This is a genomic window from Nostoc sp. KVJ20 (assembly GCF_001712795.1).
Classification (GTDB): domain Bacteria; phylum Cyanobacteriota; class Cyanobacteriia; order Cyanobacteriales; family Nostocaceae; genus Nostoc.
Genome location: NZ_KV757543.1, coordinates 35,859 through 58,502, shown reverse-complemented (window position 1 = coordinate 58,502; position 22,644 = coordinate 35,859). Strand labels below are relative to the sequence as shown.

The window sequence follows — 22,644 nt, the reverse complement described above, 5'->3', positions numbered from 1 at the left end:
CAAAATTGGTAGTCACCACTGAGAATAGCCGCATTTTGTATCAAGTTCTGATACCGTAGTCACGCCTTCTATATAAATAGATATTAACTATCATGACTACCAAATCTATTATGACTACCAGACTATAACTACCAAAACCAAAATCCCCAATCTCAATTCTTGGCTTGGCTACGGGCGTAGCTTGCCAAAGGCGATCGCTTCTAGCTTGTTCCTATTCCCCCACTGCTGAATCTCTCGCCTCTAGCTCGACCGCATTCGGCATTGGGAAAGAACTAATTGTCTATCAACTCTTTCCTCCTCTGCTCCTCTGCTCCTCTGCTCCCCTGCCTCCCCTGCTCTAGACCTCTGCTTTGATTGGACACAAGCGTTGTAAAACCTCAGTCGCTTTTGTAGTACTTTTGTAGTTTTCTGGGACTAATTTTTGGCTGATTGTTGATTTTTAGCTCAAAAAACTTTCCAAACTTTTTGGCGTACTGTGCGTCAAAAAATCATATTATTCTTTTCTCGGAGCATAATATCACTGCGACATTTAAAAATCCTGAAATCCTGGCATTTTCCATTGATTTGCCATAATTGAGCCATTCAAATGCCATTGATTTGCCATAATTGAGCCAAAACTACATCCATTTCTCAACAGTCTGAGCTTGTTGAGAAATGAGTTTTTAGAAATCCTTAATTCTGCCAGAAATTTGCCATTGGGATGCCATTCAAATGCCATAATTTAGCCAATTTTCTGAAATTCCTTTTTTTTGCCATAATTCTGCCATTGGGGTAAGTTTTTAGTTCGTATGCGAAGTTCTTTCCGACAATCTCTCTAGCGTTTACCAATTTGTGGCAGTCAAAAAAAAAGAATTAGATCAGTGTTGTGCGTGACTCAATATCCTGACTGCCTAATTTCTCTCCCTCTAATTGACCACGGCGCGATCGCATAACAGAACCCCTTCAGACCTTAAAGCCACCGCTCTTGATTTTGCTCCCAGCAGTAGTTAGAAGAATGCCTTAGACAATGAATGGCCGCGATGCCTGCGGTTCTTGCTAGCCGAACCACCTTCTTCGACCTATACTTTATCCCCTACGCGATCGCTGCTAACAGTCGCCTTACCAAAATCGCCTAAAGCAGTTTTGCATTGGGCATTGGGTGTTGGGGAAGAGGCGATCGCCCGTAGTCATGCTACGCTCTACTCCCCTGGCGGCCCTATTAGACATTGGAGATTAGGGATTGGGTGAATGAGCGTTGTCATTCCATCTGTGAAACTTGATCTGCTTTTGTCGTTCTTTTGTCGTTTTTTTGTAGTCAGTTTTAGCTGATTGCAATCGCGTCAACCATCCCACCTAACACTGCTAAAATAATTTTTTATCCCAAATTTTCATTTTTTCGCTTCAAAAGCAATGCAAAAATGGCTGAAATTGAAGTTACCCAAAATAAGCGTAGTGGGTACGTTTATTTTATTCTCTAATCGAAGAATTTTTGCAGACAAAAAATAGTGATTCCCCAAACTAGTCGTAGAGCAGTCGTAGAACAGTCGTAGACTAGTCGTAGAGAAATTAGTAATTGCTGAAAGCGATTCCCTAAAGCAGTCGTAGAGCAGTCCTAGAGCAGTCGCAGACTAGTCCTAGAACAGTCCTAGAGAAATTGTGATTTGGTATACAATTTCGCAATTTAAAACCCACTAATTACATAGACTTAGTGGGGATTATGACTGAGTTTGTAAAGGAAAATATTTCGGTTAGACTTTAATTCAGTTCTGCATTTTGATTCTGCAAAGTGATAAAGCTCCCGCGACGCTGCTGTGATTAATCCACACAAACTTTTGCATAACAAAAATGAAACAGAGCCAACAAGTGAGATTTAGCCTTGCGGTAGCCTTCACCACTAAGCAACTCTTCATTTGAAGCCAACAGAATTTTATCTGTGTCCTTTCCTTTATTGGCATAGCTAGCATAGACAATAAAAAGCCCTCTAAAAATTGATTCTAGAGGGCAGTGGGAAAAATTATTTGGTGTGAAGAGCTAGATGTACTAGGTTCTGTTGCTAGATGCGATCAGAGTTGTCCCCAATCGGATCTTCAGTAACTACAGGTTGAAATTCATCAAATCCGGTTATTGCTGGGGGAAATGTTGTCGAGAAGTTCCATTCCACTGCGGATAATTTAGGAAATTTCGGGGCATCGAAAGAAGGGAGCAGTTGCAAAGATATCTGGAAGTAACGGATGAGCAGGTGTTGGGGGCGGCGGCGAGTTTGGCGATGTTGTCGCCTGTGGGTAGAAGTCATGTAGAGATATTTGCCCATTCACCACATTTACGCGGCTTATTTCTCATCCTGGGAGGAAGTTAAAAGCGATCGCTATTCATCCCTCTGCCTTCTGCCTTTTTCAAAAATTCTCGCGTGACCCCTAGTTGTACTCTCCAGGAAGATCAGTTTTTCTAACAGTAATGCTGCCAACTTTCTTACCTGACATTCTCAATAATTCATCACCTGAAAATTCAAAACCAAGCTTTAGTGCTATTCGCGCAACATCATCTGCGGTTGGTGCTGCAAGCACCTCGTTTTTAAGTTCAGGTTCAGACTGCATTTTCTTTAAAAATGCTTCGATTTGCTCAAAAGCCATATTTAAAATTTGATCCTCGCTAGCTACTCGTAATATAAAGAAAAACAGCAGTATATTTTTTAAGACTAGCAGCACAAGCGTATCAAGATTCGGGGGAAAGATGATTATAGCGACGCGCTGCTCTTCATTTATCAGAATCTTGCTTATAATAAATCACGTTCTGATAAGTAATCATTATCCTACTCCAGATCCGTTTCAGCTTCTCCCTGACTTAAAGCCTTCACCACTAAGGAACTCTTCATTTATCAGCAACAGAATTTTATCTGTGTCCTTGCCCTTGTTGGCATAGCTGGCAGGATTGCTGGGGTCTTTCTTGTTCTCCATACCGAATTTTGCATTGTGGCTAATCACCTCATCTTTGTGAGCTTCAATCCAATCGCGTACCACCAAGCCGTTACAGCCGCTTAACTCTCTAAGTGCTTGGTTAGTCACAGCCAAGCGATCTGAGTCCCCAGTTGCCACAGCATCGTTGTAAAGACAGATTGCCTGATAAGACCTACGGATTTTTTCTACAGATGCCCCCGGTGCTTTGCTCCCCCACACCTCAGCATCGGTTTTGGCTTGCCAGTCAATCTCTTCTTTGATGGGTGCAACCTTGGCAGGTGTGGCAGTAGTAGCAGGTGCTATTGCTCCCCCGTGAGTTACCTAGACGATTGCCCAAATAAAGGCATTGGCTGCTGACGAAACAACAATATTTTGCATCCCTCGCGTCACGCAGGTTTGGGCGCAAAAATAAGTTTATTGTTCCGGTTCCGGTTTCAAAAAATGCGATCGCCTAAACCCGTTAACAGGTTTACTCGATTCAGTTGTAAGGGATAATCTACTGGGAAAGTAACTGCCTGTGATGACCTTGGAACCCAATAATCAGCTAAACCTATTTGCCAACATAAAACCCACACCAGCACGTAGAGCAGAGGCGCTGGTGATGAGTGCTGATGCACTGCTGAAGTGGAAAGCGCAAATCTTTGACTATCAGCAGCTAGTGAGAAAAAGTCAAGCACCAAAACAAGCAACACTGTTTGACCTAGCCCCGACACACTGTGACCCAGAGACGATAGACCCGTTTAAGCTGCATTTACAACCAATGGCTTTTTACCGGATGCCAGATGATTTTGGTCAAGCAGCTTTGTATTTTGTGATTGATTCTGCTGCTGAATTGCTACTTTATGTTGGGGAAACTAAGCGGAGTAACAAACGCTGGCGTGGGACTCATGGCTGCAAGGATTACATCAGCAGTTACCAAGACTTACATTATCGCTATCAGATAGAGACGGCGGTTAATATTGGTTTTTGGTGGGATGCTCCAGTTGAACGACGCGCACGGCAGGCGCTAGAGTTGAGCCTGATTCAAAAGTGGCGTAGTCCATTTAACAAGGAGAATTGGGAGCAGTGGGGGCAGCCGTTTAAGTAGGGTGTTTCGTGGTGATTAAAATGTCTGATAATTTACCTTTTAAAAATCCTGACCAACTACAGCAATGGCATCAGGGTATAAAAGATGCCAACCGTAATAATATTTTCTGTCATTGTCGTGCTTGCGATTATGAGTGGATGGATTCAGCATTTGATGTTACTTGTATTAAATGCAGTAGCAAAGATGTAGAAAGTATTTCATCTTGGCAGTTTCCTGATGACTAAATCGAAATGCTTATTGAAGAGTGCGATGGCGAAGCGAGTAAAGCGAGTGTGATTGTTGTTTTGGAAATATAAGCAATGCCTAACTGTACTATCCCCTTCAACAGCAGATTTATTAGTTGATTATTAGTGACATTAATAGTTCTTATTCTGGTTTACCGAACCGCAAAAATCGAGTAAACCGTAATCTTATTTTAGGTCTACTTTAGTGCGGTAATCATCCTTGTATGAGGTGATGAGAACCGAATTTACAGGAGTTTTAAGCATACTTATTATAAATACATAAGCACAAACCCAAGTGCAAAAACGATTAAACAATAGCTGAATTTTTCCGAGAAAAAGTTATGGCACTAGTTCGTTACAACCCCTGGCAAGAATTGAACGCTTTAGAACGTCACATCAACGGCTTATTTGGAGATACCAGAGTACCATCTGCACGGTTTGACAGAGATTTTATCAGAGTTCCGGCGGCTGAACTACAAGAAACTGATGATGCGATTCATCTCAAACTAGAACTGCCAGGACTGGAAGCTAAAGACTTAGATATTCAAGTCACCCAAGACGCTGTTCACATTAGTGGTGAGCGCAAGTCCCAAACTAAAACCGAAAACAATGGCACTACAAGAAGTGAATTCTACTATGGTAAATTCCAACGTGTAATTCCTCTATCTGCTAAGGTTCAAAACACCAATGTCACCGCAGATTATAAAGACGGTATCTTGAATCTGATACTGCCAAAAACTGAGCAAGAAAAGAACAAAGTTGTCAAGGTTAATTTAGAACAACCTGCTGCATAGTTTGAAACTACTAATCCTCCTTTGATTGATTGAGATAGCTAAAAGCCCAGTTGTGAGATGACTGGGCTTTTTTGTATGCGATGTCTACTTTAAGGGGCTGCGCCTACGCTGTTGGTTTTCCTCTAAGAATGGTGTGGGGGCGATCGCTTTGCGCCATTGTCTACCAGCTATATCCCATCTCTACAAGTTTCCTCTAAGAATTACTGCTAAAACGGTGTGGTATTGAGATTAAGTTCTTGCCAACCACTTGAAAAGTGCTAAATCTATTAGTGATTCTAACGAATTAGAAATTTTACAAGTATCCCGCAAGTTGCTATACCAGTTAATTGGAACAGGGATTAATGATTTATATGAAAGACTTTGCATCAAATGAGGTCGTTTTTCTCGTGGCACAGCATCCCATTGGGATTGTAGCTTCATCTTGCCCAAGCCTTCCGGCACATGACCAACATCAGTAACAGAAGCACCGTCTGTCCATAATCTAATTCTGCCAATCACTTCTTTACTATTACCAAATAATGAACTTGGCACAGGCAACCACAGGAATATAATCAGGTTATTACCGACATTACCCACTAAATAGTCCATAAAGTTAGGATGCGATGCCTACATCTGGCTGTGCCTACGCTCCTTTCCTCACGGTGAGGAGCGATCGCACTAATCATTGAGCATCTATCGCCTGCTTATGAAGTAATGCATGAGGCGGAAATCCTTCTCGTTTAAGTTGGTGTTCATTCATATAGTCACTATCAAGGATTCCATAACTTCTAGTTTTTTCCGCCATTTCCATAACAAATTCTCTATTGAAGATTATCCCCAAATAAGTACTATCTTTAAACCTCTCTCCAATCCATGTAGGGTCAATTACTTCAAGAGAATCATTAGCTAACCAAGCATGAGATATTACTAAATCTACGTCTTCATCATAACCAAAACCCTCACAATAACTTAGTTTTGGGTATTTCCACAAAGCTTGAAAACAGTTCTTAAAGCATAATTTAGGCTCACCTTTAAATGGTGACTTTACCTTGGTTACAAAAGGTTTACCATAATCCAAAACTAGCCTTTGTGTACTTTTATAACGGTAGTTAGAACGGGTGTTAAGTTTATCAATCAAGTCTGCTTGTTCTTTTAATATTGCTAGCAGACGGTCTAGATTATTCATTATTACATTCTTTATTTAATATTAATTAAATTAATTTAAACTAAATATTAAACCACCAATACTTATGAACCCCTGTCAGTTTTGACCCAGCTACTGCGTGTTCATCAGCCCATGTTAGTGTACTACCATCCCCACACTCGTAACCATCCCCACCAAATTTACTTACCCCGTCTTCTACGACTTGCATCATCACTTTAATAATCATTTTCTCAGTTACAGAAATATTATAATGTTCTAGTAGCAGAGCTTTGATATCTTTAGTACAAACATGGTCAAAAAATCTAGGCTTTTCTTGAATAATACTAATAATTAAATTTTTTAATTCTTCTGCTTTCATTGTCTGAAAATCCCTGTTGTTCTAAATTCTTTAGTTTTTCTAACTTCCGATTTAGAAGTGCTGCATCACTTTCTGGTTCACCATCTTCATCTGACCTGCGCTCCTCTTCTAGCCATTCCAACAGTTCAGTTTTTGGACGAAATGACATTATAGGGCGCTTCTGGTTGTAATTTTCTTGAGCTTGGTAAAGTACATCACGATTAGCTTCATTCCATCGCTGCTGATTAGACTTAGCAGAAGACTTGGATTCAGAAAACTCTGGCATCACTTCAATTTTGAGATAGCCTCCTTGACTTTTGAATTGCCATCGGTTGTTGTAATGTTCAAAATGTTTTTTTGCCCCCCGTTCAGTTTTCCAGCGCTTGCACAAATGTAAATCTTTATTAGTCCAAGCATATTCAGTATCACAACTAAATGTATATAGCCAACCTAAAGGTTTATCTTCTTTGGTATAACAACGATATCCGTAGTACATATAAGGTTAAATCACAGACCTAAGCTTTTTTTCAGCCACTTTGATAAAAGTACTTCTCTCACAGCTAACTTAATTTCATCTGCTGTCTTATCAATTGGGTTATAGTCTGGTGGTAGTTTAAAAAACTCAGATGCCCAATAGCTGTTTTTGGTTTCTCGCTCGTACTTTTCTACTTCTTTGTAGGAACCAATGCAAATTTTCTCTTCTGTAAAGTACAGTCTGACTTTTCCCTCTTCATTTGGCTCAAACATAAAACTTAACCTCAATTGATTAAATAACTGAACTTTTAGCTTGTAGGTTCGTGTTCGCTGACATATTTTTTGATAATTTGCTCAATTTCTGATTCTATAGCATCCATGTGACCATCAACATCAGCATACCAGCCATATTGATTGAGTACTTTAATAGCAGCATTTACTGCTGAGGCCGCAGCTTTATCACGTCTACCTTCAGGTGATGCTATGTATGCCTTATATTCTTCTTCTTTTTGTTGTTTACGTTGTTCTGCTTTCTTTATGACAGCTTGAGCTTTTTCTGTGGTACATAAATAAGTTCCCTCGCCCAAAGCACCTACTTCTCTTCCATTTCGGTTGTAGCGAGTGCCATTTTTGAGAGTAATTGTACCACTAGATGAAATATGTGTAACTTCCTCAATTACGGCTTTAGTGCCACGCTTGTCATCGTAAAAAAATACTCCAATTTTATCCCCTGGTTTTAGTTCTAGTGTGTTCATTTTTATTCTACTAAATTGGATGAAGTGATTTAAAAATTAATCTATCGGTAAACTTATCACTTATTAATAATTAATATTGGCTTTTTTTTGAAGGTAGTATGCAAATTCTATTGCCTCGTCAATATCGTCAAATTCTTTCTCCCCAATGAAAGTTTTCCAGTCCAGCATAAAGTTAATGACTCCACCTTTAACGCCAGGATAGAAAGTTACACTTACCGAATGCTCTCCTTGGGTTTTGTTAAGTGGTTCAAGAAGCTTAAAAAGTTCATCTATTTTGGATTGTGCATTAGTCATTTCATGTTAAATATAGTTTTTAGATTCAGATTCATAGCCAGCAATAAATGCTGCTTGTAGTTCTTGACGTAAATCTTCTGGTATATCACCCCAATTTGATACGCCAAGAGTATATATTAAATCTTCTCTATCATCTTTGGTCAGAATCATAGCTCGATTGTTAGCCCTAGCTTCTGCTCCAAAATTCTGAGCATAATTTAAGAGTTTTTGTCTATCCATTGTCTTTTAACTTGATTCAAGTAATGTTGAGAAATTCAATATACTCATCAATTTCGCTGTAAATCGTAAGATTATTGTTCATGACGACATCAAACTTAATTCCAGTAGTGCTTCACTTCTAGTTAACAACTTGCCAGTATAGGGAGATAGCCAACAAACTCCCGGCTGTTGTGGGTTGTCTTCCTTACACCATCCGGCACTGAGTAATGTCTTCTCCTTGCGATCGCACTCTATAACCAGAGTGATAATTTCTCTCGCTTCTGTCAGCGTATCTACTCGCCGCAGGTTACTTTTATGATGGTTTCTTTGAAACGGAGTTGCCCCGCTTTTATCTTCAATTAACCACCCCGAACTTGTGTTACTCCGTCCGGGTATACCGTTGGAATAGTAAGTATTGCGGACATAAAACCTACCATCAGGAGTAAGATATTCACCTGCCTCGATACGTTGCAGTTTCATAATGGTTTTAATGGGGATAGTCAGAATGTGCGATCGCTTACTCTTAATATTCTACATAGTAAACTATGTATTTACAATCTCTGTGTTGAGTTCACTAACATCTGCAAATATATTTTTACGATGTCAGCGCAAGGCTTTCATTGCTCTTTGAATGCGATCGCTTTTGTGAGTCTGACATAATTATGATTCTTTCCCACCCATTACTAGAACTGGCTCAATCCAGACTAATTTTCTTTGCTGTCTGCCTTCCCCGTAAGCTTGATTACGTAAGAATCCGCGTCTCCAATGAACGCTCTTAGTACCATGTGTACCGCCACTGCTTTCACTAGTTTGCGTCTCTTCACGTTTGAGTCGATATCCAAGTCCAAGCCAAAGTGGTTGATAAAAATCTTGCGCTTGCGCTTTGCCAAAACCTTTATTCACCCTGACTAGTTCGCTTTCTTTGTCTACAAGTTCCGGGCGGCACTCCATTATCAAAATTAATCGCAATAAAATTGAGTGCAGATATTCATTAAATCCTTTGACTACCTTGGGGTCAATATCTTCAGAATCGGTATAAGTAAGTTTTTGTGCATCAAGTTTAAATCGACGGCAAAAGGAACTAGAACCATCGGTTGCTGCCCAATAAAGGATATTAGCTTCACTATCGTAATGCCAAAAAATAGCATCAACGCTCCTATTTTCAGGAGAAAGAATCACACCTTTGGGCAACATAAACATTCCCGTTTTCATTGCCCAGTTTAAACTGTCAATTTCAACAGTTAAAACCGATTGCATGAGTGCTTCGAGCAAGTCTTTGTTCACCCAATATGCCGGACATTTGGCAATACCTACTTTAAACAAGGTGTATAGGGTGATGTAAATCGATTCTGCGGGATTAGTTCTTAATTGGTGGAGTAGTTTTTGTTCCTCCTGAGAGTAATAAATATCTGCAACAAAACCGCAAATTTTCTCATAGCTTTCGTAACCATCCACAGGTAAGGTAGGACGAATAACAATTTGATTAAACCAACCTTTAGGTTTTTTGCTCATGCGCTGCGCTTTAAGAACTCCTGGCGATGCCATCTCATTGCATCAACTCTAGGATAATACTGTTGTTGGCTTGGTAAGATAATGCGATCGCCCCTAAATTCTCGCATCGGCTTGGCGTTGGGTGAATCTTCCCGCAGGTTGTCAGAGACGATGATAGTGTAATCGTCGTTGATGGTGAACCAGAAGCGGTCAAAAGCCCAGTGATGATTTTTGCACAGTGACAGCCCGTTATCAATGCGGTCGTCGTAGAACTGGGAGAATGGTTTGATGTGTGAGCCATCAACGATGTTCTGACTAAGTGAATCGAGTATTTGTAACCCGCAAAACGCGCAGCGTTGGTTGTAAGTTGAAACTACAATTTTGCGGAACGCCCCATCTCGGACAATTACAGCTTGCTCATCTTCTAATTCCTCTGGCTGATAGACCTTGCCACCACTGCGCTGCAACTGGTCTTGTAGTTCAGCAAAGGCGTTGACTTGTAATAATGACTCGATATCTTGTGTACGCTCGTTAAACCACGAATTAATGAGTGTGTGGGTTAGTACAGTGCGTTCGCTCTCGTTTTGCAGCAGTGACCAGAGTTCATCATCAAGGTAGGCGTACTCAACTGCCTGCCGAATAGCCCCAGGAGTAACAATTTTTGCTTTAGATGTAACCGTTAATTCAAATCCGAGATTGGGTTGGAAATGCCAAAAGCCATCGCTTCTAAGGTAAAAAAACGGTTGCCCAATATCTGGTTTGCGTACTGGTTCTAAGTGGCTCCAAAGTTTAAGAAATGTGGCGATGAGTTCAGCAGATAAAGGAACTTGATTTTGCCTAATCTCCCCTTGGCTGATCAGTTCGATAATTGATAGCAGCAAAATAGGTTTATTCGGTGCAACCCCACTAGAACGCGATACCCTGAGATTGGCAAACTTATTGACGTAGTAGGCGAGGTTTTTCGTCATTATTCAAATAACTGTATAGGTCGTTTGCCATCTGCCACAAATTCTTACTGATTTACTCAACTAGAGCTAGAGCAATTTTATTGTTTAAAATAACCGCTTTAGCAGTAGTTATTGGTGTATAAGGCATTACATCTTTGCAATAAAACAGTGGGTGGTCGGGATGCAAGTTATATGTCACTCGCTGGTAGCCTAATCCTATGAGCGATCGCACAGCCTCATTAGTCAGCTGCTCCCACTGTAAAAACTGCAAAATACCCACAACATAGGCGTGGACATTTTTGCGCCCTTGAGCGATCGCACGTTCTCGTCCCTTGCGCTCAACCTCAAACACCGCATTGGTTAGTTTGACACACCCCAGCATGAGTTAGCAGCGACCCGCTTTTTCCCCCTGACTTGAGTGAAAAGACGTGGTAATGCAGGTTGAAGTAAACCGCTACACGCTGTCCGTAATATGCGGCTGGGTGAATTGTGCTGAATGGATACCGATGAGTCATGATGAGCGTGCAGCTACAACCTGCATAGTTTACAACAAACCATTAGCTAACTAACACCGATAACCGTAATGCGACCGAGGTGTTTTTAGTCACTCGGAAGCTAGGCTGTAGCCGAAGGTAACGAGTATCTAAAAATACAATGAGCGAGTCAAAGTTTCTGGCGATTGACCCGAAGTTAGAGGATTACTGGCGGGCAATTATATTGTTTGGTAAAAACGTTGCGTGTTATAAATTTGCGTTGGCAAAGTCATTGTTAGAATTAGCACCGCAGGGTAAAACTACCATCACCTTAGAAGAGTTAGCAGAACCGTATTCACGTTATGTAGTTGAACACATACAGAGGTGTGATACGCAACATCAAAAAACTGACCGCCCGTATCCTTTTATTGAGGCGTGCCGACAGTTTAAGGCGGGTGCGATCGCACGGAACGAATTGCTTGAGATAACAAGGAACAAAGGATTTGATGTGGTGTTGGGTGCGTTCCACAATGTTGGTTCTGGACAAGTACCCGTAAGCTTTTACCACAAGCCCAGGAATCGCAAAGAGATTATTGTTAAGGATGAATTATTTAAGTTATTAGAAACTGAGCAATTTCATAACTTATTGCCGGAAGTAGATGCGAGGTGGCAACTTGTAGAAACTGCTTGGGATTTAGATATTTCACGCAATCTCCTAACTGTAAACTACGACTCAGCCCAACAGTTGCTATTTACATTTGGCGAAGGCAAGCGGCGGGTAGATATTACCTCATGCCGGGATGCCCTCAACGGCTACCAAAAAGGTAAGTGCTTTTACTCATTTGCAGATATTTCGATTGAGGCAGGTTCCAAAAACCTAACCGATGTAGACCATTTCTTTCCTCACTCTTTGAACGAATTTATACCAAACATCGATGGTGTATGGAATTTGGTGCTGTCATCTACAGAATGTAACCGAGGCGAAGGGGGAAAATTTGATAGGCTCCCTGACACCAAATATTTAGAACGCCTGCACAATCGCAACGAATTTTTGATTACCAGCAACCATCCTCTACGCGAAACGCTTATTCAACAAACGGGTAACACGGAAGAAAAACGGCACGATTTTTTGCAGTCCATATACAATACAGCACAAACACTTTCAGGAACTGGAAGCAATAATGGCTGGAAATCAAAGTTTGAATATCCAGTAACGTTCTAAAATAGCAGGTGCAACGTCTGGTTTCCAAAAAAAAATATGCGCGAATATCGCTGCACCCGTAATGCTCTCTATGCTCATGACTGCACTGGGCGCGATGACATTAGAGAACGACAGGGGCATTACATCTGGGCAATCAACGAAGAAGCTGCATGGCAAGAAATGGCACGGCGGTATCCAGAGGAAACCGCAGAGGGGTTTACTGTCCAGGAGTGGGAAGGGTTTGATGTTATTGTGGTAGAGGTTCGGCAAGAGGAGTCTAAAAATGAATGAGTCACTAAATGCTGCTCAAAGCGAACTACAAGTTATGGAGTTTTTGGCAGCAGCCCTCCAAGATAAAGTGTTATTAGACCAACTGATGGAAGCAATGGGTGCAAAAGATAACGCTGCAATCATAACTATGGCTGTTGAACATGGCTATAACTTCTCTCAAGAATCATTGCACCAGGGGCTAACGAAGATATTCCATTTGATGACACCAATCATGCAAGAGCAAAACTTAGCTGTGTCCGAAGAGTAGGTGATATTGAAATGGAAAGCAGCGTAGACAATAGGCATCGCCCCCCGCTTTTAATGGAAGCATTGGCTGAGGTTAGGGCTAGCAGCTTGTGCAATATGTTCATCTATATTTTAACTATTAATGATTAGCTCATTACGGCTACTAAATTTTAAAGCATTTGAGAATCAATTAGTTGAATTCAAATCGCTTACCCTACTCTCTGGTTATAATAGCACTGGGAAATCTTCTGTATTGCAAGCACTATCATTGCTGCATCAATCTTACCAGCAAAATTTACTACAAAACACAGGTTTATTGCTCAATGGGAACTTGGTAAATATTGGCACAGCAAAGGACGCTTTGTATGAAAATGCCACACAAGACTATGTAGGATTTGAGCTTAGTTTAAAAAACGGAACTAAAGGAATTTGGCACTTTAACTACAACTCCTTAGAGAGAGAAGCAAATTTTTTAGAGAGTGGATTCAACTCTGTTGATGCCGATATTTATCAGTCAAGCATTTTCAACGGGCAACTTTATCACCTTCAATCAGAACGTGCAAAAGTTGCATCAGGAATCTTAAATTACCAAGCGCGAGAACTTAAACAAATTGGGGCTGAAGGCGAATATACAGCACATTTTCTATATACATACGGTAGTCAACCAATCCCCATCGCCCAACTCAGTCACCCGCAAGCAAAATCAATAAATTTGATAGAACAAGTTGAAGCATGGATGGGAGAAATAAGTTCTGGTCTACGCATCCAAGTTAATGCACATCTAGATATAGATTGGGTTAACTTGAAATTTAGTGACCCTATTGGATACGGCATTACCTACGTTTTACCAATTATCGTGGCAATCCTTGCCTCCAGTCCGGGTGCGTTAATTCTGATTGAACACCCAGAAACCGGACTCCACTCCCAAGCACAAACAAAGCTGGGTAATTTGTTAGCATTGGCTGCTAATTGTGGCGTTCAAGTTGTGGTAGAAACTCATAGCGACCAGATTTTAAACGGTATTCGTCTTGCGGTGCATGGTGGTAAAATTGAGTCGGAAGATGTGCAATTACATTACTTTCAACGTCAAGAAAACCAAGGTCAAGCTTTTATTAAAGTTTTCTCACCACGCATTGATAAAGACGGCAGAATTGACCGATGGCCTGATGGGTTCTTTGATGAATGGGAAAACAGTTTAATGGTTTTGCTAGAACCTGCTAAAATATAACTTTATGAACGATTTTACACAAACCTTTTTACTTAGACAAGAAGCTCAAGCGAATTTAGATAATTTAGTTAGCAATTTACAAACAATACAAACTTTATTACAAGAAGGTCAAAGCCCAACAATAGAGAATATCATTAAAGAATCAATATATCTTATTGAAAAAATAATGCCAAATCTAGCATTTGATAATGCTTTAAAATTGACTTATTTAGTTAGATTTTTAGTGAATTGTCTATTGGATTTAGAAACAATCAGCAGTGATACAGATAAAATCAATCAGACTATTCAAGAAATTACTATTTGGCATGATACCGTTATCACAATATTCCAATCCAACTAATATATTTAATAAATAGAGATGCACATTAACGCCTAATATCAATAAACACGTAAATCTGTGTAGCGATGCCTACCCTCATCCGGCAGTTATACTATGTCATTATTTACTACACTTCCAACTCACGTAGCAATGCCTCATTTATCCTTTGTGCCTCTTCTCCACTAGTTTCTACCACATCAAAGGCTTCTTTGACTGCTGCTTGCACTCTAGGCGGTAGTGCTTCAAATTTATCGTTGTTGAGTATGGAAATGCGGCAACCAATGTAGGGCATAAAATCAACGAATGGCTGCATTCCCGATTTAATCAAAAGTTTTGATAACAAGGTAATGGGATGGTAGGGTTTATCGTTGTCTGAAGTGCTGTTAATTTCGGATGCAAAGTAACCACACAGCCAACTGAGACTATCAATGTCTTTTTTTAAAGCTGCAACCGTACCATCTAACACTTGCTGGTTGAGCTTAACAGGCAGATTGTCAAAAATTTGGTCTAATGATTCTGGGTGTCGCTTGTGGCAATAACGCACCGCAGATTCAACAAGTTTATCGATTTTGGTGGGTTGGGGTTGTCCAAATCCTTTGCCAGACATGATAGTTGCTGTATTGAATACAGGGATTTTAGCAGGATTTGGGGTTGTGAGGTGGCGATGTTTACTTTAAGGGGCTGCGCTTACGCTTTCCTCTAAGAAAAAGTTGAAGTTACACCGCCATGTTTCAAGGTTCTGGCAATTTGGCATAACTTATCTCTGAATTGCAGTTTAAATGAGATATCAACAGAACAGTCACAAATCGCCAGTTGTTGACCCAACGCTGTAGAAGAACTCAGCAGCCAACTCACAGCGCTCGGTCATCGCTTCGCCACAACTGGCTAGTAATGTACTAGAAAATAAATAGTAAATGTGCGATCGCTTTCGGGTTTATACAAAGTAAGTAACTCAAAGCCAAATATATACATACTACAGTAGTAGATTAGTTAGCTCCTGTAGAATTGCCATGTCAAACCCGTACAGTAATAAAAAAAAGATTCGAGGTTGGAAAAAACAGATTAGAAAAATTAACTATTGGAAGAATTACAATCTCACCCTAGATGTAACCAAATTACACAAGTCTCAACGAGATTATGTCAAGGTCACTATTGACCCCTGGTATCGCTTAGTAAGAAGAAATCCTCCCATTTGGTACAACCGATTAATACTAGAGGCTTTAATAGAGATTTATTTAAATTGGCATAAAACACTTCAGGAGTCGGGAGAGCCTTTTTACTTAAAAATATGGTTGTTTGAGCATCATTTTATTAACTCTCAAGTTGTAGCAGCAACTGGAGATTGGATTGTTGGATATAACAATACTTTTACAAAGAGCAACGAAAAGAGAGCGTTTCCATTTGAGAAATATAAAATTCACAACTTCAGTCTCGAAAATTTTCAGTGGGAACTCCACGTTGAAGAGAATTATTTTTATGAAAAGATTGACCAGCTAAGTGAAGCAGAAATTAACAAAATCAAACAAAAAGCTTACAGGTCAGGTTTTCTTCAGAATGGTGATAGGTACTTTGCTATTAAAACAGGAGATGTTTGGATTGGAACGTTACACACGCTATATTAGGGCAACCATCAAAACTGTTTATGGTAGACGCTCTGCGCCATCGCTTGACTACCTATTAAATTACTTTGGCTGCCACTTTACCTAATGCTGTCTGCAAACGAGTGGTAAATTCAACAGGAGCGATGTCTGCGTCAGGTTACTCCTGGGTTTTCCTCACTTGATTGGGGCGATCGCTCTTTTCCGTTTCTTAGAGGAAACCCTTAACACCTAAAATACTGCTATGGTCAATCACTACCAGATTCCCTTATAGGAAAAGTTAGATTGAATATGAATGAGACTTTAGCAGCCACACTAGGGGAATTACAAGCCCAAATTTATTGGTTACATGATGCTGAGGAGTTTGCCCAATTGGCATCAGCAGCAGCTACTATATATATGAAACTTGGTTATACTCAACAGCAGGCAGAAACGGCAGGTAATTTAATTAGTCAGGCTTATCAATTATCTGATGATGCTGTTTTAGCTCAGAAAGCAGGTAATTTTGACAAAGAAATGCAGTTTTATCATCAAGTTAAAGATAAATTAACACAAGTAGAAACTACATTAGTTTATCAAACCAGTATCGCCATACATCAAATGAAATGGTGGATGTATTTTCGTCATAAACAAAAATTACAAACTATTATTCACTTGTTTTTACAACATTTTAAAGCGGTGGGATGGATTAACCTACTTACTGCTATTAAATTGACATATTGTTTGATGGAAATAGGCAGAGTCCATAAATCACGTGATTTTAAAACCACCAAAGATAATGCTATAAAATACTGGACAGAATTATTGAAAATCAAACCGCCACAATACTCTTATCTTGGTTGAATTGCTGATTTTTAGGCTTGAGTGCGATTGGTAAACTACGCATCCTTAACTTTTCCTCTGTTGATGGAGAGAGCGATCGCATAAACAGATAACTCATAAAGGTTAGCTTTTTGCTGGTGGATCTACTTATAATGATTCCAGCATTCACCAATCACCCCCCATCACTTATGGCAATACTGCAATTGATTGAACCTGAAGTTAAAGATTTGGGTGGGTTTATTGCCCGTCGCAGTTTGCCATATTCTAATCGCCAAATGGTTGGGCCGTTTATCTTCTTTGATCATGTTGGCCCGTCTGTTTTGCCACCCAACAAAGGCATCGATGTCAGGCCACATCCGCATATCAATCTCGCCACCGTAACTTACTTGTTTAATGGTGCTTTGATGCACCGCGATAGTTTAGGCACTGTGCAGGAAATTCAACAGGGTGCTGTGAATTGGATGACGGCGGGAAAGGGGATTGTACATTCAGAACGATCGCCCGACATTGATCGTCAAAATGAAGCTACCATTCATGGCATTCAAACCTGGGTCGCCTTGCCTGTGGAATACGAAGAAACCGAGCCAAGCTTTGCTCACTATCCTGCCCAAACTCTTCCTATCTGGGAAAAGAATGGTGCCATCATCAAACTCATTGCAGGAGTTGCAGATGGCTACACCTCACCTGTCAAAGTTTTCTCGCCTATTCTTTACTTAGATGTGGTGCTGTCTGCCAATGCTCACTTTACTATCCCCACTGATTATTCAGAGAGAGCAGTATACAGCGTCACAGAAGGTTTAAGCATTAATGGGCAACCGCTAGAGCCATATCGCCTCGCTATCCTAGAACCAGTGGGTGAAATCAAGGTTTCTGCTGCTGCTGCTGCTCGGTGTATTGTTATTGGTGGTGAACCATTGGGTACACGCTACAAATGGTGGAATTTTGTTTCTAGCCGACAAGAGCGAATAGAGCAAGCAAAAGCCGATTGGCGAGACTGCCGCTTTGCTAACGTGCCAGATGAAACAGAGTTGATTCCACTACCAGAAGTAGTGACAGAGGCCAATCCCTTTTAGTATCAGTCATGAGGGTGGGCGTGGGCGATCGCTCTGCTACCAATTAAAGTACTTTTGCTGCCACTTTACCTAATGCTGTCTCAACACGGCTGGGAAATTCTGATGGGCGATGCCTGCGGTGCAAGAAGCCTATGCAGGTGTGAGTGTCAAAATTACCTATTTTAAAAAAGATTTAAAAATTCGGTAATGACTTCTAAAGGATGGTTATAACATTCATTTGCATTAAATCTAACAGTCCGAATCCCATCACGTAATAAAACTCTATCTCTCCTATAGTCTCTGGTTTTTTGTGATGCTTGCTGATGATGTTCTCCATCAACTTCCAAAATCATACACTTTTGTTTATAGAAAACTAAAAAATCTATTTCTATTCTTTCTTTTAATTGATTATTATCAATGTTAGAAATAGGTAAATCAGTTAAATCCATATAAGCCCGGCTGTTAGCAAAAAATAAAAGTCGTTGACTATGTAAGGCGTGTGCTATTCTGACTTCTGTTCTTGACCTAAAATTTAAGCCACCCCATTGATGCTGGGCATTAGTATCATCTTTTGAATATTTACTTTTAACGGAAGATATTTCAATTTTTATATTATTCAATATATCTTCTTTATAATGCTCATTAAAAAATAATGTCCACCAATGTTTTGAATTATGTCCATCACGTTGGTCAGCGTATGCTAAATGTAAATTAGGAGCTAATTCTTTATAAAATCCTGACTTACTTCTTATAGCTAACCAGTCATTAATACTTTTTCTAGTAAAGCTACTTTTTGAGTAAATTTTTAAAATATAATCAATTAAAGAAGAAGTTCGTAATTCTATAAAATAGGGTAAACTAGAACTTTTTAATACAATTGCGCTTTCATCAAGGTTCTGCTCGTCTCCTGATGGGTTAAATTTAGTCTTTACCTCTTGAGTTACAACATTCATATTTTTTACTATCATCTATTGCTTGTGTACTTTTCCCTTAAAAATGGGAGGAAGCTATGCCTATGACGAGCGAAGTGATGGCTAAATATTGAAAATCAAATATTACTTATTATTTCTATACATTGTTTTTGTAAATTTATTAACTCCAATGATTTTGATTCTAAACTTGTAAATATAACGCTTGGTTGATTAGTTATTGTTACCATAATAATCATTTGTTGTTCAGCATTTATTTTTCTCAAAATATGGTGAATCAAATCACTTTTGGATTTATTATATTTTTGAATTTCTGTTTTTTGTGCTAAAAGCAATGGATATGCAAATATACCTTTTATGAGATTTAACATATTTCCAGGATTATAACTATTTATAATGGAATTAATGCCATACTTATTAAAGCCAAGAGATAAATCTCTTTCTTGTTGATAAATGTCTTTGTATATACTAATTTTTGCAGCTTCTATTAAAGCTGTTTTAACATTATTCATATCATCAAGTAAATAATCACAAATTGCTAATCCTAAGTAAGTATAAAAAAGCCGCTCACCTTTTTCAAGACAAGTAGCTTTAGTAAAACCAATCCTGGCATTGTTAATCAGAACGGACTTTTGTTCATCAGAAGAGCTAGAATTACACGCATGAAAAAGTGTTTTCCAAGCAGCATTAAATTCTACCTGCGTCAAAAGGTCAAGTTTACTTTCAATAGATTCTATTAGCTTTAAAGCTTTAGCTAGTCTTATGGAAATGTCAATAAATCCTTTAGAAGCTCCGAAAAGTACCGTTAATGAAATAGGTTCACTCATATAAATAATTATCTAGTTTGTTGCAATGTTTACTTAATTATCTGGGGTGCGATCGCCTCTACTGTTAGTTTTTCCTTACGAATGAGCGATCGCTATCCTCTTAATTCATGTACACGTTGCCATTCCTGTTGTGTAACCTTGTAGTTTGTAGCGTTTGGCTGACGAATCACCATCAAGGTCTTTAGCACAGAGTCAAGCTTGAGGTCTTCGCGTAGCAGTGGCTTGTCTAACAACTTGCTGGTAAAGCGGATTTTGGAGTAGGTTTTATTCATGGCGCGACTAGTGTCAATCCAATAGCCGATATCAGTAGGGTTTTCGATATTCTTAGAGGATTCGATAATCTCTGCGATCGCATAAATCCCTGCTTTATCTCCAGATTTCCAAATCAGTACTCCATCACCAGGAGCCATGTCTTTGGCATAACGCGTTGCAAGCCAGGGCATCTGCTCAAAGTCGCGGATGCCGTCTATGATGCGGTAATACTTGGGGTTGCCTTGAAACAGCCAGTATGCCACTGTTGTTTGGTAGATTTCCTCTAAGAATTTGGTGGGCTGGGCGATCGCTTTTGGTACGTGATTCTTATTTATCTTTTAGCTATACCATCGGCAATTAATGCTTCTCTATATAACCAAGCTTCTCTAGCTGTTTTAAAACCATCCATCCACTTTTTTTCTTTCGTATCTTTAATTCGATATCCTACTCCCCAAGTGTCATTTTCAAAGCAATAGTATATTTTATAAAGCATTACAGGTTGAGCAAAATCATTTCCACAATCACCGTCATGTTCTATCAAGTTACCATCTTCTCGAATACCGTAAAATCGACGTTTTTCTTGGTTGATGCTAACCTCTACAACATCACCTAAATGGTTGGAATGTAAAATAATAATTCCATTTCCTTTGACCGTATGAAAGTTTTTGTTATGCTTAAACATTGCACTTTCCTTGTAATATCAATACCCTTAAGTTTCTGAACGGATGCTAATTTACCCCGATTAACGAGAGCAACCAATATGGTTCCTTATAACTAATTTGAGTTCATTAGTAATTGGTAAACCATCAATTTCTCTACATAGGTTTTGTAATGATTCACCTCTTCTCCTTCTCTCTTCGTAAATTCCCTGGAGTAGTGCTGTCAATCCATATTTGGTTAGTGCATCTGATGCTAAACCTATTATTCCCAGTAATACAATACCGCCCACCATTCCGCCTGGCCCTAACATGGCTAATGCCGCAGTAATTGCAGCAGCACCAGCTAACCCAGTTGATGCCATTGTGATGAGAAGTACAACGGCTGGTAATCCAACGCCTGCTAATTTACTAACAATTTCATCCATAATTATGCTCTCTTATATTTAAACGAATGCTTGGTATTTACTCTAAGAAGGAAGGAGCGATCGCATTTCTCAATAAAGTATAATTAGGACTGCCATCTACACCAGCGATATAGCTTTTAATACCTTTTTTTAAGCTTGATTATTGTCAAATGCTTCATAGGAAAATAATTTCATAATATTAGTCCTTGGTGTCAGTGGTATATCTAGTTAATAACTTCTTCTTATCCCTATTAAATTTTCATAACTAACTCTAACTGCATCAGGTACGCTAGAAGCATCAATTAATTTGAGAGCTTGTATAAACTTGATACGACATGAGGATTCGCTATTTATTCGACGTGCGACTATAGAAGAATTTTTACGTGTAATTTCAACCATGTGTTGAATTTCTTTTGGTGAAAATTCACGTATCATTTCCTCATAAAAAGGCTTTGCCATTTCAGATACTCCATGTCCGTTTCCAATGTAGCAACCAACTACCTTTTCAACAAATTCCTCCTGTATATTTTTTGGTAATAAACCTTTTTTAGATAGTTCTGCTAATCGCTCTGCAAATGGTGGTTCATTATAGAAGTTGTTCCATGCTTGATGAACGTTCCACAGTTGATTAAGTACTTTTGATATAATAGTGTGCTTTTCACAATCATCAAGAAGAGTAAACAGACCTATTTTGTCAAAAAATTGTTGAGATATTGCAGATCGTTGTATGTCACCCTTGGCTCGATATTCTGAATGTTGAATAATTAGCTTAGACCGAATAGATGATGTGAATTTTTCGCTATAAGGAAGGCATAAATCTATTATATTTAAACGCACAGGCTCTAATGTAGTTGGATCACAATAAATGCCATGAATCATACTAAACAGCAAATCTCTCTGAGCATCATGAGTTGCATCTATGCGTTCCAACCATAATGAACATTGTCCTTCTGTAAACCTAGATGTTTTGACAGCAGAAATGAAAGTACCAATATGGATACCCCTTGGTGAAGTAGATTCAGCTAGAGCGTACTTTACGCACCTCTTTAGAAATACGATAAACTCACGATCATCTAATTGTCCAATTGTTGGGTGCGCTGCCGAGAAATTATTACGAGTACTTCTACATTGATCTAAGAAAAAATAACCATCTTCAGTTGCAAGATTGAGTTTCAAACAAATATCTAAAAGTTCAGAGTCCTGAAGCTCTAATAGATGTTTTTCTTCAAAATTTTTGGAAAGAATTTGAGAAACTATTTCCAATCCGAAATTTTTCACTTTTTCTCTTAACTGCAAGATAGCAGCATTCCAAGCATAGTTAATTGCGCTATCAAAAAGACCTACGCTTACTGCAATACACATTTTAATAATTAGCTCACCTTTTAAATTAATATTAGGAATACTACGCAACTCTCTAGGTAAATCTCTCCAAGCACATTCAATTTCTTCCTCGCTTGCTAATACCTCTCTTGGAATTCCCAAAGCCGTAATAAATTGACTGATAGCTGGTAGTATACTTTGTGGTAGCGGTGCCAGTTGAATTGTTGTAGGATTTACAGGTATAATTTCTGTCATATTTTCCTTTCCTTAACGGTTATATTTACATTGTGTCACGTGAATTTATACTGAATTTCCCTTAAGAATTGGGTAAGAGAGATTGATCGCATCTTTCATTTGTCCTCTAAG

36 protein-coding genes are annotated in these 22,644 nt (G+C 39.3%); 12 read left to right on the top strand and 24 right to left on the bottom strand.

From position 1 onward, the window contains the following. Positions 1-529: 529 nt before the first annotated feature. Positions 530-718 (bottom strand): hypothetical protein, encoded by a 189-nt coding sequence (locus A4S05_RS01865; RefSeq protein WP_069068115.1) that lies wholly within the window; start codon positions 716-718, stop codon positions 530-532. A gap of 314 nt (positions 719-1,032) precedes the next feature. On the opposite strand from A4S05_RS01865, the gene A4S05_RS39945 reads away from it, so the two are divergent. Continuing rightward, positions 1,033-1,227, top strand: coding sequence for a hypothetical protein (locus A4S05_RS39945; RefSeq protein WP_141699622.1), 195 nt, complete (start codon positions 1,033-1,035; stop codon positions 1,225-1,227). An 805-nt stretch (positions 1,228-2,032) separates the two neighbouring features. Here the strand turns inward: A4S05_RS39945 and A4S05_RS41280 are convergent. The 3 genes from A4S05_RS41280 to A4S05_RS01850 form a co-directional block, all read right to left on the bottom strand. Further along, positions 2,033-2,272, bottom strand: coding sequence for a hypothetical protein (locus tag A4S05_RS41280; RefSeq protein ID WP_176726891.1), 240 nt, complete (start codon positions 2,270-2,272; stop codon positions 2,033-2,035). Positions 2,273-2,393: 121 nt separating this feature from the next. After that, the gene (locus tag A4S05_RS01855) at positions 2,394-2,609 is read right to left on the bottom strand and encodes a Nif11-like leader peptide family natural product precursor (protein ID WP_069068113.1); all 216 of its coding nucleotides are present in this window, start codon (positions 2,607-2,609) and stop codon (positions 2,394-2,396) included. A gap of 195 nt (positions 2,610-2,804) precedes the next feature. Further along, positions 2,805-3,152 (bottom strand): hypothetical protein, encoded by a 348-nt coding sequence (locus A4S05_RS01850; RefSeq protein WP_069068112.1) that lies wholly within the window; start codon positions 3,150-3,152, stop codon positions 2,805-2,807. A 301-nt stretch (positions 3,153-3,453) separates the two neighbouring features. Between A4S05_RS01850 and A4S05_RS01845 the strand changes: the two genes are divergently transcribed. The 3 genes from A4S05_RS01845 (at position 3,454) to A4S05_RS01835 (ending at position 5,038) form a co-directional block, all read left to right on the top strand. Beyond that, positions 3,454-4,020, top strand: a complete 567-nt coding sequence (locus A4S05_RS01845; RefSeq protein WP_069068111.1) for a hypothetical protein — start codon at positions 3,454-3,456, stop codon at positions 4,018-4,020. A gap of 8 nt (positions 4,021-4,028) precedes the next feature. Next, positions 4,029-4,244 (top strand): hypothetical protein, encoded by a 216-nt coding sequence (locus A4S05_RS01840; RefSeq protein ID WP_256090782.1) that lies wholly within the window; start codon positions 4,029-4,031, stop codon positions 4,242-4,244. A gap of 341 nt (positions 4,245-4,585) precedes the next feature. After that, positions 4,586-5,038, top strand: coding sequence for an Hsp20/alpha crystallin family protein (locus A4S05_RS01835; RefSeq protein ID WP_069068109.1), 453 nt, complete (start codon positions 4,586-4,588; stop codon positions 5,036-5,038). A gap of 228 nt (positions 5,039-5,266) precedes the next feature. Here A4S05_RS01835 and A4S05_RS01830 read toward each other — a convergent pair whose 3' ends face one another. The 12 genes from A4S05_RS01830 to A4S05_RS01775 form a co-directional block, all read right to left on the bottom strand. After that, on the bottom strand, positions 5,267-5,626 hold the full coding sequence (locus A4S05_RS01830; RefSeq protein WP_069068108.1) for a hypothetical protein: 360 nt from the start codon (positions 5,624-5,626) through the stop codon (positions 5,267-5,269). A 73-nt stretch (positions 5,627-5,699) separates the two neighbouring features. Continuing rightward, the gene (locus A4S05_RS01825) at positions 5,700-6,203 is read right to left on the bottom strand and encodes a hypothetical protein (protein ID WP_069068107.1); all 504 of its coding nucleotides are present in this window, start codon (positions 6,201-6,203) and stop codon (positions 5,700-5,702) included. 40 nt (positions 6,204-6,243) lie between these two features. Beyond that, complete coding sequence (locus tag A4S05_RS01820) at positions 6,244-6,540, bottom strand: hypothetical protein (RefSeq protein WP_069068106.1); 297 nt, start codon at positions 6,538-6,540, stop codon at positions 6,244-6,246. Further along, complete coding sequence (locus A4S05_RS01815; RefSeq protein ID WP_069068105.1) at positions 6,506-7,015, bottom strand: hypothetical protein; 510 nt, start codon at positions 7,013-7,015, stop codon at positions 6,506-6,508. Before A4S05_RS01815 ends, A4S05_RS01820 begins: the two co-directional genes overlap by 35 nt. 11 nt (positions 7,016-7,026) lie before the next feature. Continuing rightward, positions 7,027-7,266: a hypothetical protein gene (locus A4S05_RS01810; protein ID WP_069068104.1), complete on the bottom strand. Its 240-nt coding sequence runs from the start codon at positions 7,264-7,266 to the stop codon at positions 7,027-7,029. A gap of 35 nt (positions 7,267-7,301) precedes the next feature. Next, positions 7,302-7,748 (bottom strand): hypothetical protein, encoded by a 447-nt coding sequence (locus A4S05_RS01805; RefSeq protein WP_069068103.1) that lies wholly within the window; start codon positions 7,746-7,748, stop codon positions 7,302-7,304. Between the two features lie 63 nt (positions 7,749-7,811). Beyond that, a complete protein-coding gene (locus A4S05_RS01800; protein ID WP_069068102.1) occupies positions 7,812-8,042 on the bottom strand; it encodes a hypothetical protein in 231 nt (76 codons plus the stop codon). A 6-nt stretch (positions 8,043-8,048) separates the two neighbouring features. After that, complete coding sequence (locus tag A4S05_RS01795) at positions 8,049-8,261, bottom strand: hypothetical protein (RefSeq protein WP_069068101.1); 213 nt, start codon at positions 8,259-8,261, stop codon at positions 8,049-8,051. A gap of 78 nt (positions 8,262-8,339) precedes the next feature. Beyond that, positions 8,340-8,720: a hypothetical protein gene (locus tag A4S05_RS01790; protein WP_069068100.1), complete on the bottom strand. Its 381-nt coding sequence runs from the start codon at positions 8,718-8,720 to the stop codon at positions 8,340-8,342. Between the two features lie 180 nt (positions 8,721-8,900). Continuing rightward, on the bottom strand, positions 8,901-9,752 hold the full coding sequence (locus tag A4S05_RS01785) for an AcrVA2 family anti-CRISPR protein (RefSeq protein ID WP_069068099.1): 852 nt from the start codon (positions 9,750-9,752) through the stop codon (positions 8,901-8,903). Continuing rightward, positions 9,749-10,699 carry an HNH endonuclease gene (locus A4S05_RS01780; RefSeq protein WP_069068098.1) on the bottom strand — a complete coding sequence of 317 codons (951 nt, stop codon included), beginning with the start codon at positions 10,697-10,699 and terminating at the stop codon, positions 9,749-9,751. Before A4S05_RS01780 ends, A4S05_RS01785 begins: the two co-directional genes overlap by 4 nt. 52 nt (positions 10,700-10,751) lie before the next feature. Next, positions 10,752-11,060 carry a hypothetical protein gene (locus tag A4S05_RS01775; protein ID WP_069068097.1) on the bottom strand — a complete coding sequence of 103 codons (309 nt, stop codon included), beginning with the start codon at positions 11,058-11,060 and terminating at the stop codon, positions 10,752-10,754. A gap of 272 nt (positions 11,061-11,332) precedes the next feature. Between A4S05_RS01775 and A4S05_RS01770 the strand changes: the two genes are divergently transcribed. The 5 genes from A4S05_RS01770 (at position 11,333) to A4S05_RS01750 (ending at position 14,436) form a co-directional block, all read left to right on the top strand. Continuing rightward, the gene (locus A4S05_RS01770) at positions 11,333-12,373 is read left to right on the top strand and encodes an HNH endonuclease domain-containing protein (protein ID WP_069068096.1); all 1,041 of its coding nucleotides are present in this window, start codon (positions 11,333-11,335) and stop codon (positions 12,371-12,373) included. A gap of 36 nt (positions 12,374-12,409) precedes the next feature. Continuing rightward, entirely contained in the window at positions 12,410-12,643 is a 234-nt protein-coding gene (locus tag A4S05_RS01765; RefSeq protein WP_069068095.1) for a hypothetical protein, read from the top strand. Beyond that, the gene (locus A4S05_RS01760; protein WP_069068094.1) at positions 12,636-12,890 is read left to right on the top strand and encodes a Nif11-like leader peptide family natural product precursor; all 255 of its coding nucleotides are present in this window, start codon (positions 12,636-12,638) and stop codon (positions 12,888-12,890) included. The genes A4S05_RS01765 and A4S05_RS01760 overlap by 8 nt, the downstream gene beginning before the upstream one ends. A 120-nt stretch (positions 12,891-13,010) precedes the next feature. Then, a complete protein-coding gene (locus tag A4S05_RS01755) occupies positions 13,011-14,096 on the top strand; it encodes an AAA family ATPase (protein ID WP_069068093.1) in 1,086 nt (361 codons plus the stop codon). A gap of 4 nt (positions 14,097-14,100) precedes the next feature. Continuing rightward, the gene (locus A4S05_RS01750) at positions 14,101-14,436 is read left to right on the top strand and encodes a hypothetical protein (protein ID WP_069068092.1); all 336 of its coding nucleotides are present in this window, start codon (positions 14,101-14,103) and stop codon (positions 14,434-14,436) included. Positions 14,437-14,542: 106 nt separating this feature from the next. Here A4S05_RS01750 and A4S05_RS01745 read toward each other — a convergent pair whose 3' ends face one another. Then, the gene (locus tag A4S05_RS01745; protein WP_069068091.1) at positions 14,543-15,022 is read right to left on the bottom strand and encodes a hypothetical protein; all 480 of its coding nucleotides are present in this window, start codon (positions 15,020-15,022) and stop codon (positions 14,543-14,545) included. Positions 15,023-15,425: 403 nt separating this feature from the next. On the opposite strand from A4S05_RS01745, the gene A4S05_RS01740 reads away from it, so the two are divergent. Beyond that, positions 15,426-16,037, top strand: coding sequence for a hypothetical protein (locus tag A4S05_RS01740; protein ID WP_069068090.1), 612 nt, complete (start codon positions 15,426-15,428; stop codon positions 16,035-16,037). A gap of 267 nt (positions 16,038-16,304) precedes the next feature. Continuing rightward, positions 16,305-16,856: a hypothetical protein gene (locus tag A4S05_RS01735; RefSeq protein ID WP_069068089.1), complete on the top strand. Its 552-nt coding sequence runs from the start codon at positions 16,305-16,307 to the stop codon at positions 16,854-16,856. Here A4S05_RS01735 and A4S05_RS42915 read toward each other — a convergent pair. Further along, positions 16,825-16,953 carry a hypothetical protein gene (locus A4S05_RS42915; protein WP_256090781.1) on the bottom strand — a complete coding sequence of 43 codons (129 nt, stop codon included), beginning with the start codon at positions 16,951-16,953 and terminating at the stop codon, positions 16,825-16,827. The genes A4S05_RS01735 and A4S05_RS42915 overlap by 32 nt on opposite strands. Before the next feature lie 70 nt (positions 16,954-17,023). Here A4S05_RS42915 and A4S05_RS01730 point away from each other — a divergent pair, with 70 nt between their 5' ends. Next, positions 17,024-17,908 carry a pirin family protein gene (locus A4S05_RS01730; RefSeq protein ID WP_069068123.1) on the top strand — a complete coding sequence of 295 codons (885 nt, stop codon included), beginning with the start codon at positions 17,024-17,026 and terminating at the stop codon, positions 17,906-17,908. Between the two features lie 161 nt (positions 17,909-18,069). Here A4S05_RS01730 and A4S05_RS01725 read toward each other — a convergent pair whose 3' ends face one another. The 6 genes from A4S05_RS01725 to A4S05_RS01700 form a co-directional block, all read right to left on the bottom strand. Next, positions 18,070-18,840, bottom strand: coding sequence for an endonuclease domain-containing protein (locus tag A4S05_RS01725; protein WP_069068088.1), 771 nt, complete (start codon positions 18,838-18,840; stop codon positions 18,070-18,072). A gap of 95 nt (positions 18,841-18,935) precedes the next feature. Beyond that, the gene (locus A4S05_RS01720; protein WP_069068087.1) at positions 18,936-19,643 is read right to left on the bottom strand and encodes a hypothetical protein; all 708 of its coding nucleotides are present in this window, start codon (positions 19,641-19,643) and stop codon (positions 18,936-18,938) included. 92 nt (positions 19,644-19,735) lie between these two features. Further along, the gene (locus tag A4S05_RS01715) at positions 19,736-20,158 is read right to left on the bottom strand and encodes an EVE domain-containing protein (protein ID WP_069068086.1); all 423 of its coding nucleotides are present in this window, start codon (positions 20,156-20,158) and stop codon (positions 19,736-19,738) included. 68 nt (positions 20,159-20,226) lie between these two features. Next, the gene (locus A4S05_RS01710; RefSeq protein ID WP_069068085.1) at positions 20,227-20,577 is read right to left on the bottom strand and encodes a hypothetical protein; all 351 of its coding nucleotides are present in this window, start codon (positions 20,575-20,577) and stop codon (positions 20,227-20,229) included. Between the two features lie 60 nt (positions 20,578-20,637). Next, positions 20,638-20,979, bottom strand: a complete 342-nt coding sequence (locus A4S05_RS01705) for a hypothetical protein (protein ID WP_069068084.1) — start codon at positions 20,977-20,979, stop codon at positions 20,638-20,640. 207 nt (positions 20,980-21,186) lie between these two features. Then, positions 21,187-22,533: a hypothetical protein gene (locus tag A4S05_RS01700; RefSeq protein WP_069068083.1), complete on the bottom strand. Its 1,347-nt coding sequence runs from the start codon at positions 22,531-22,533 to the stop codon at positions 21,187-21,189. Positions 22,534-22,644: the final 111 nt, after the last annotated feature.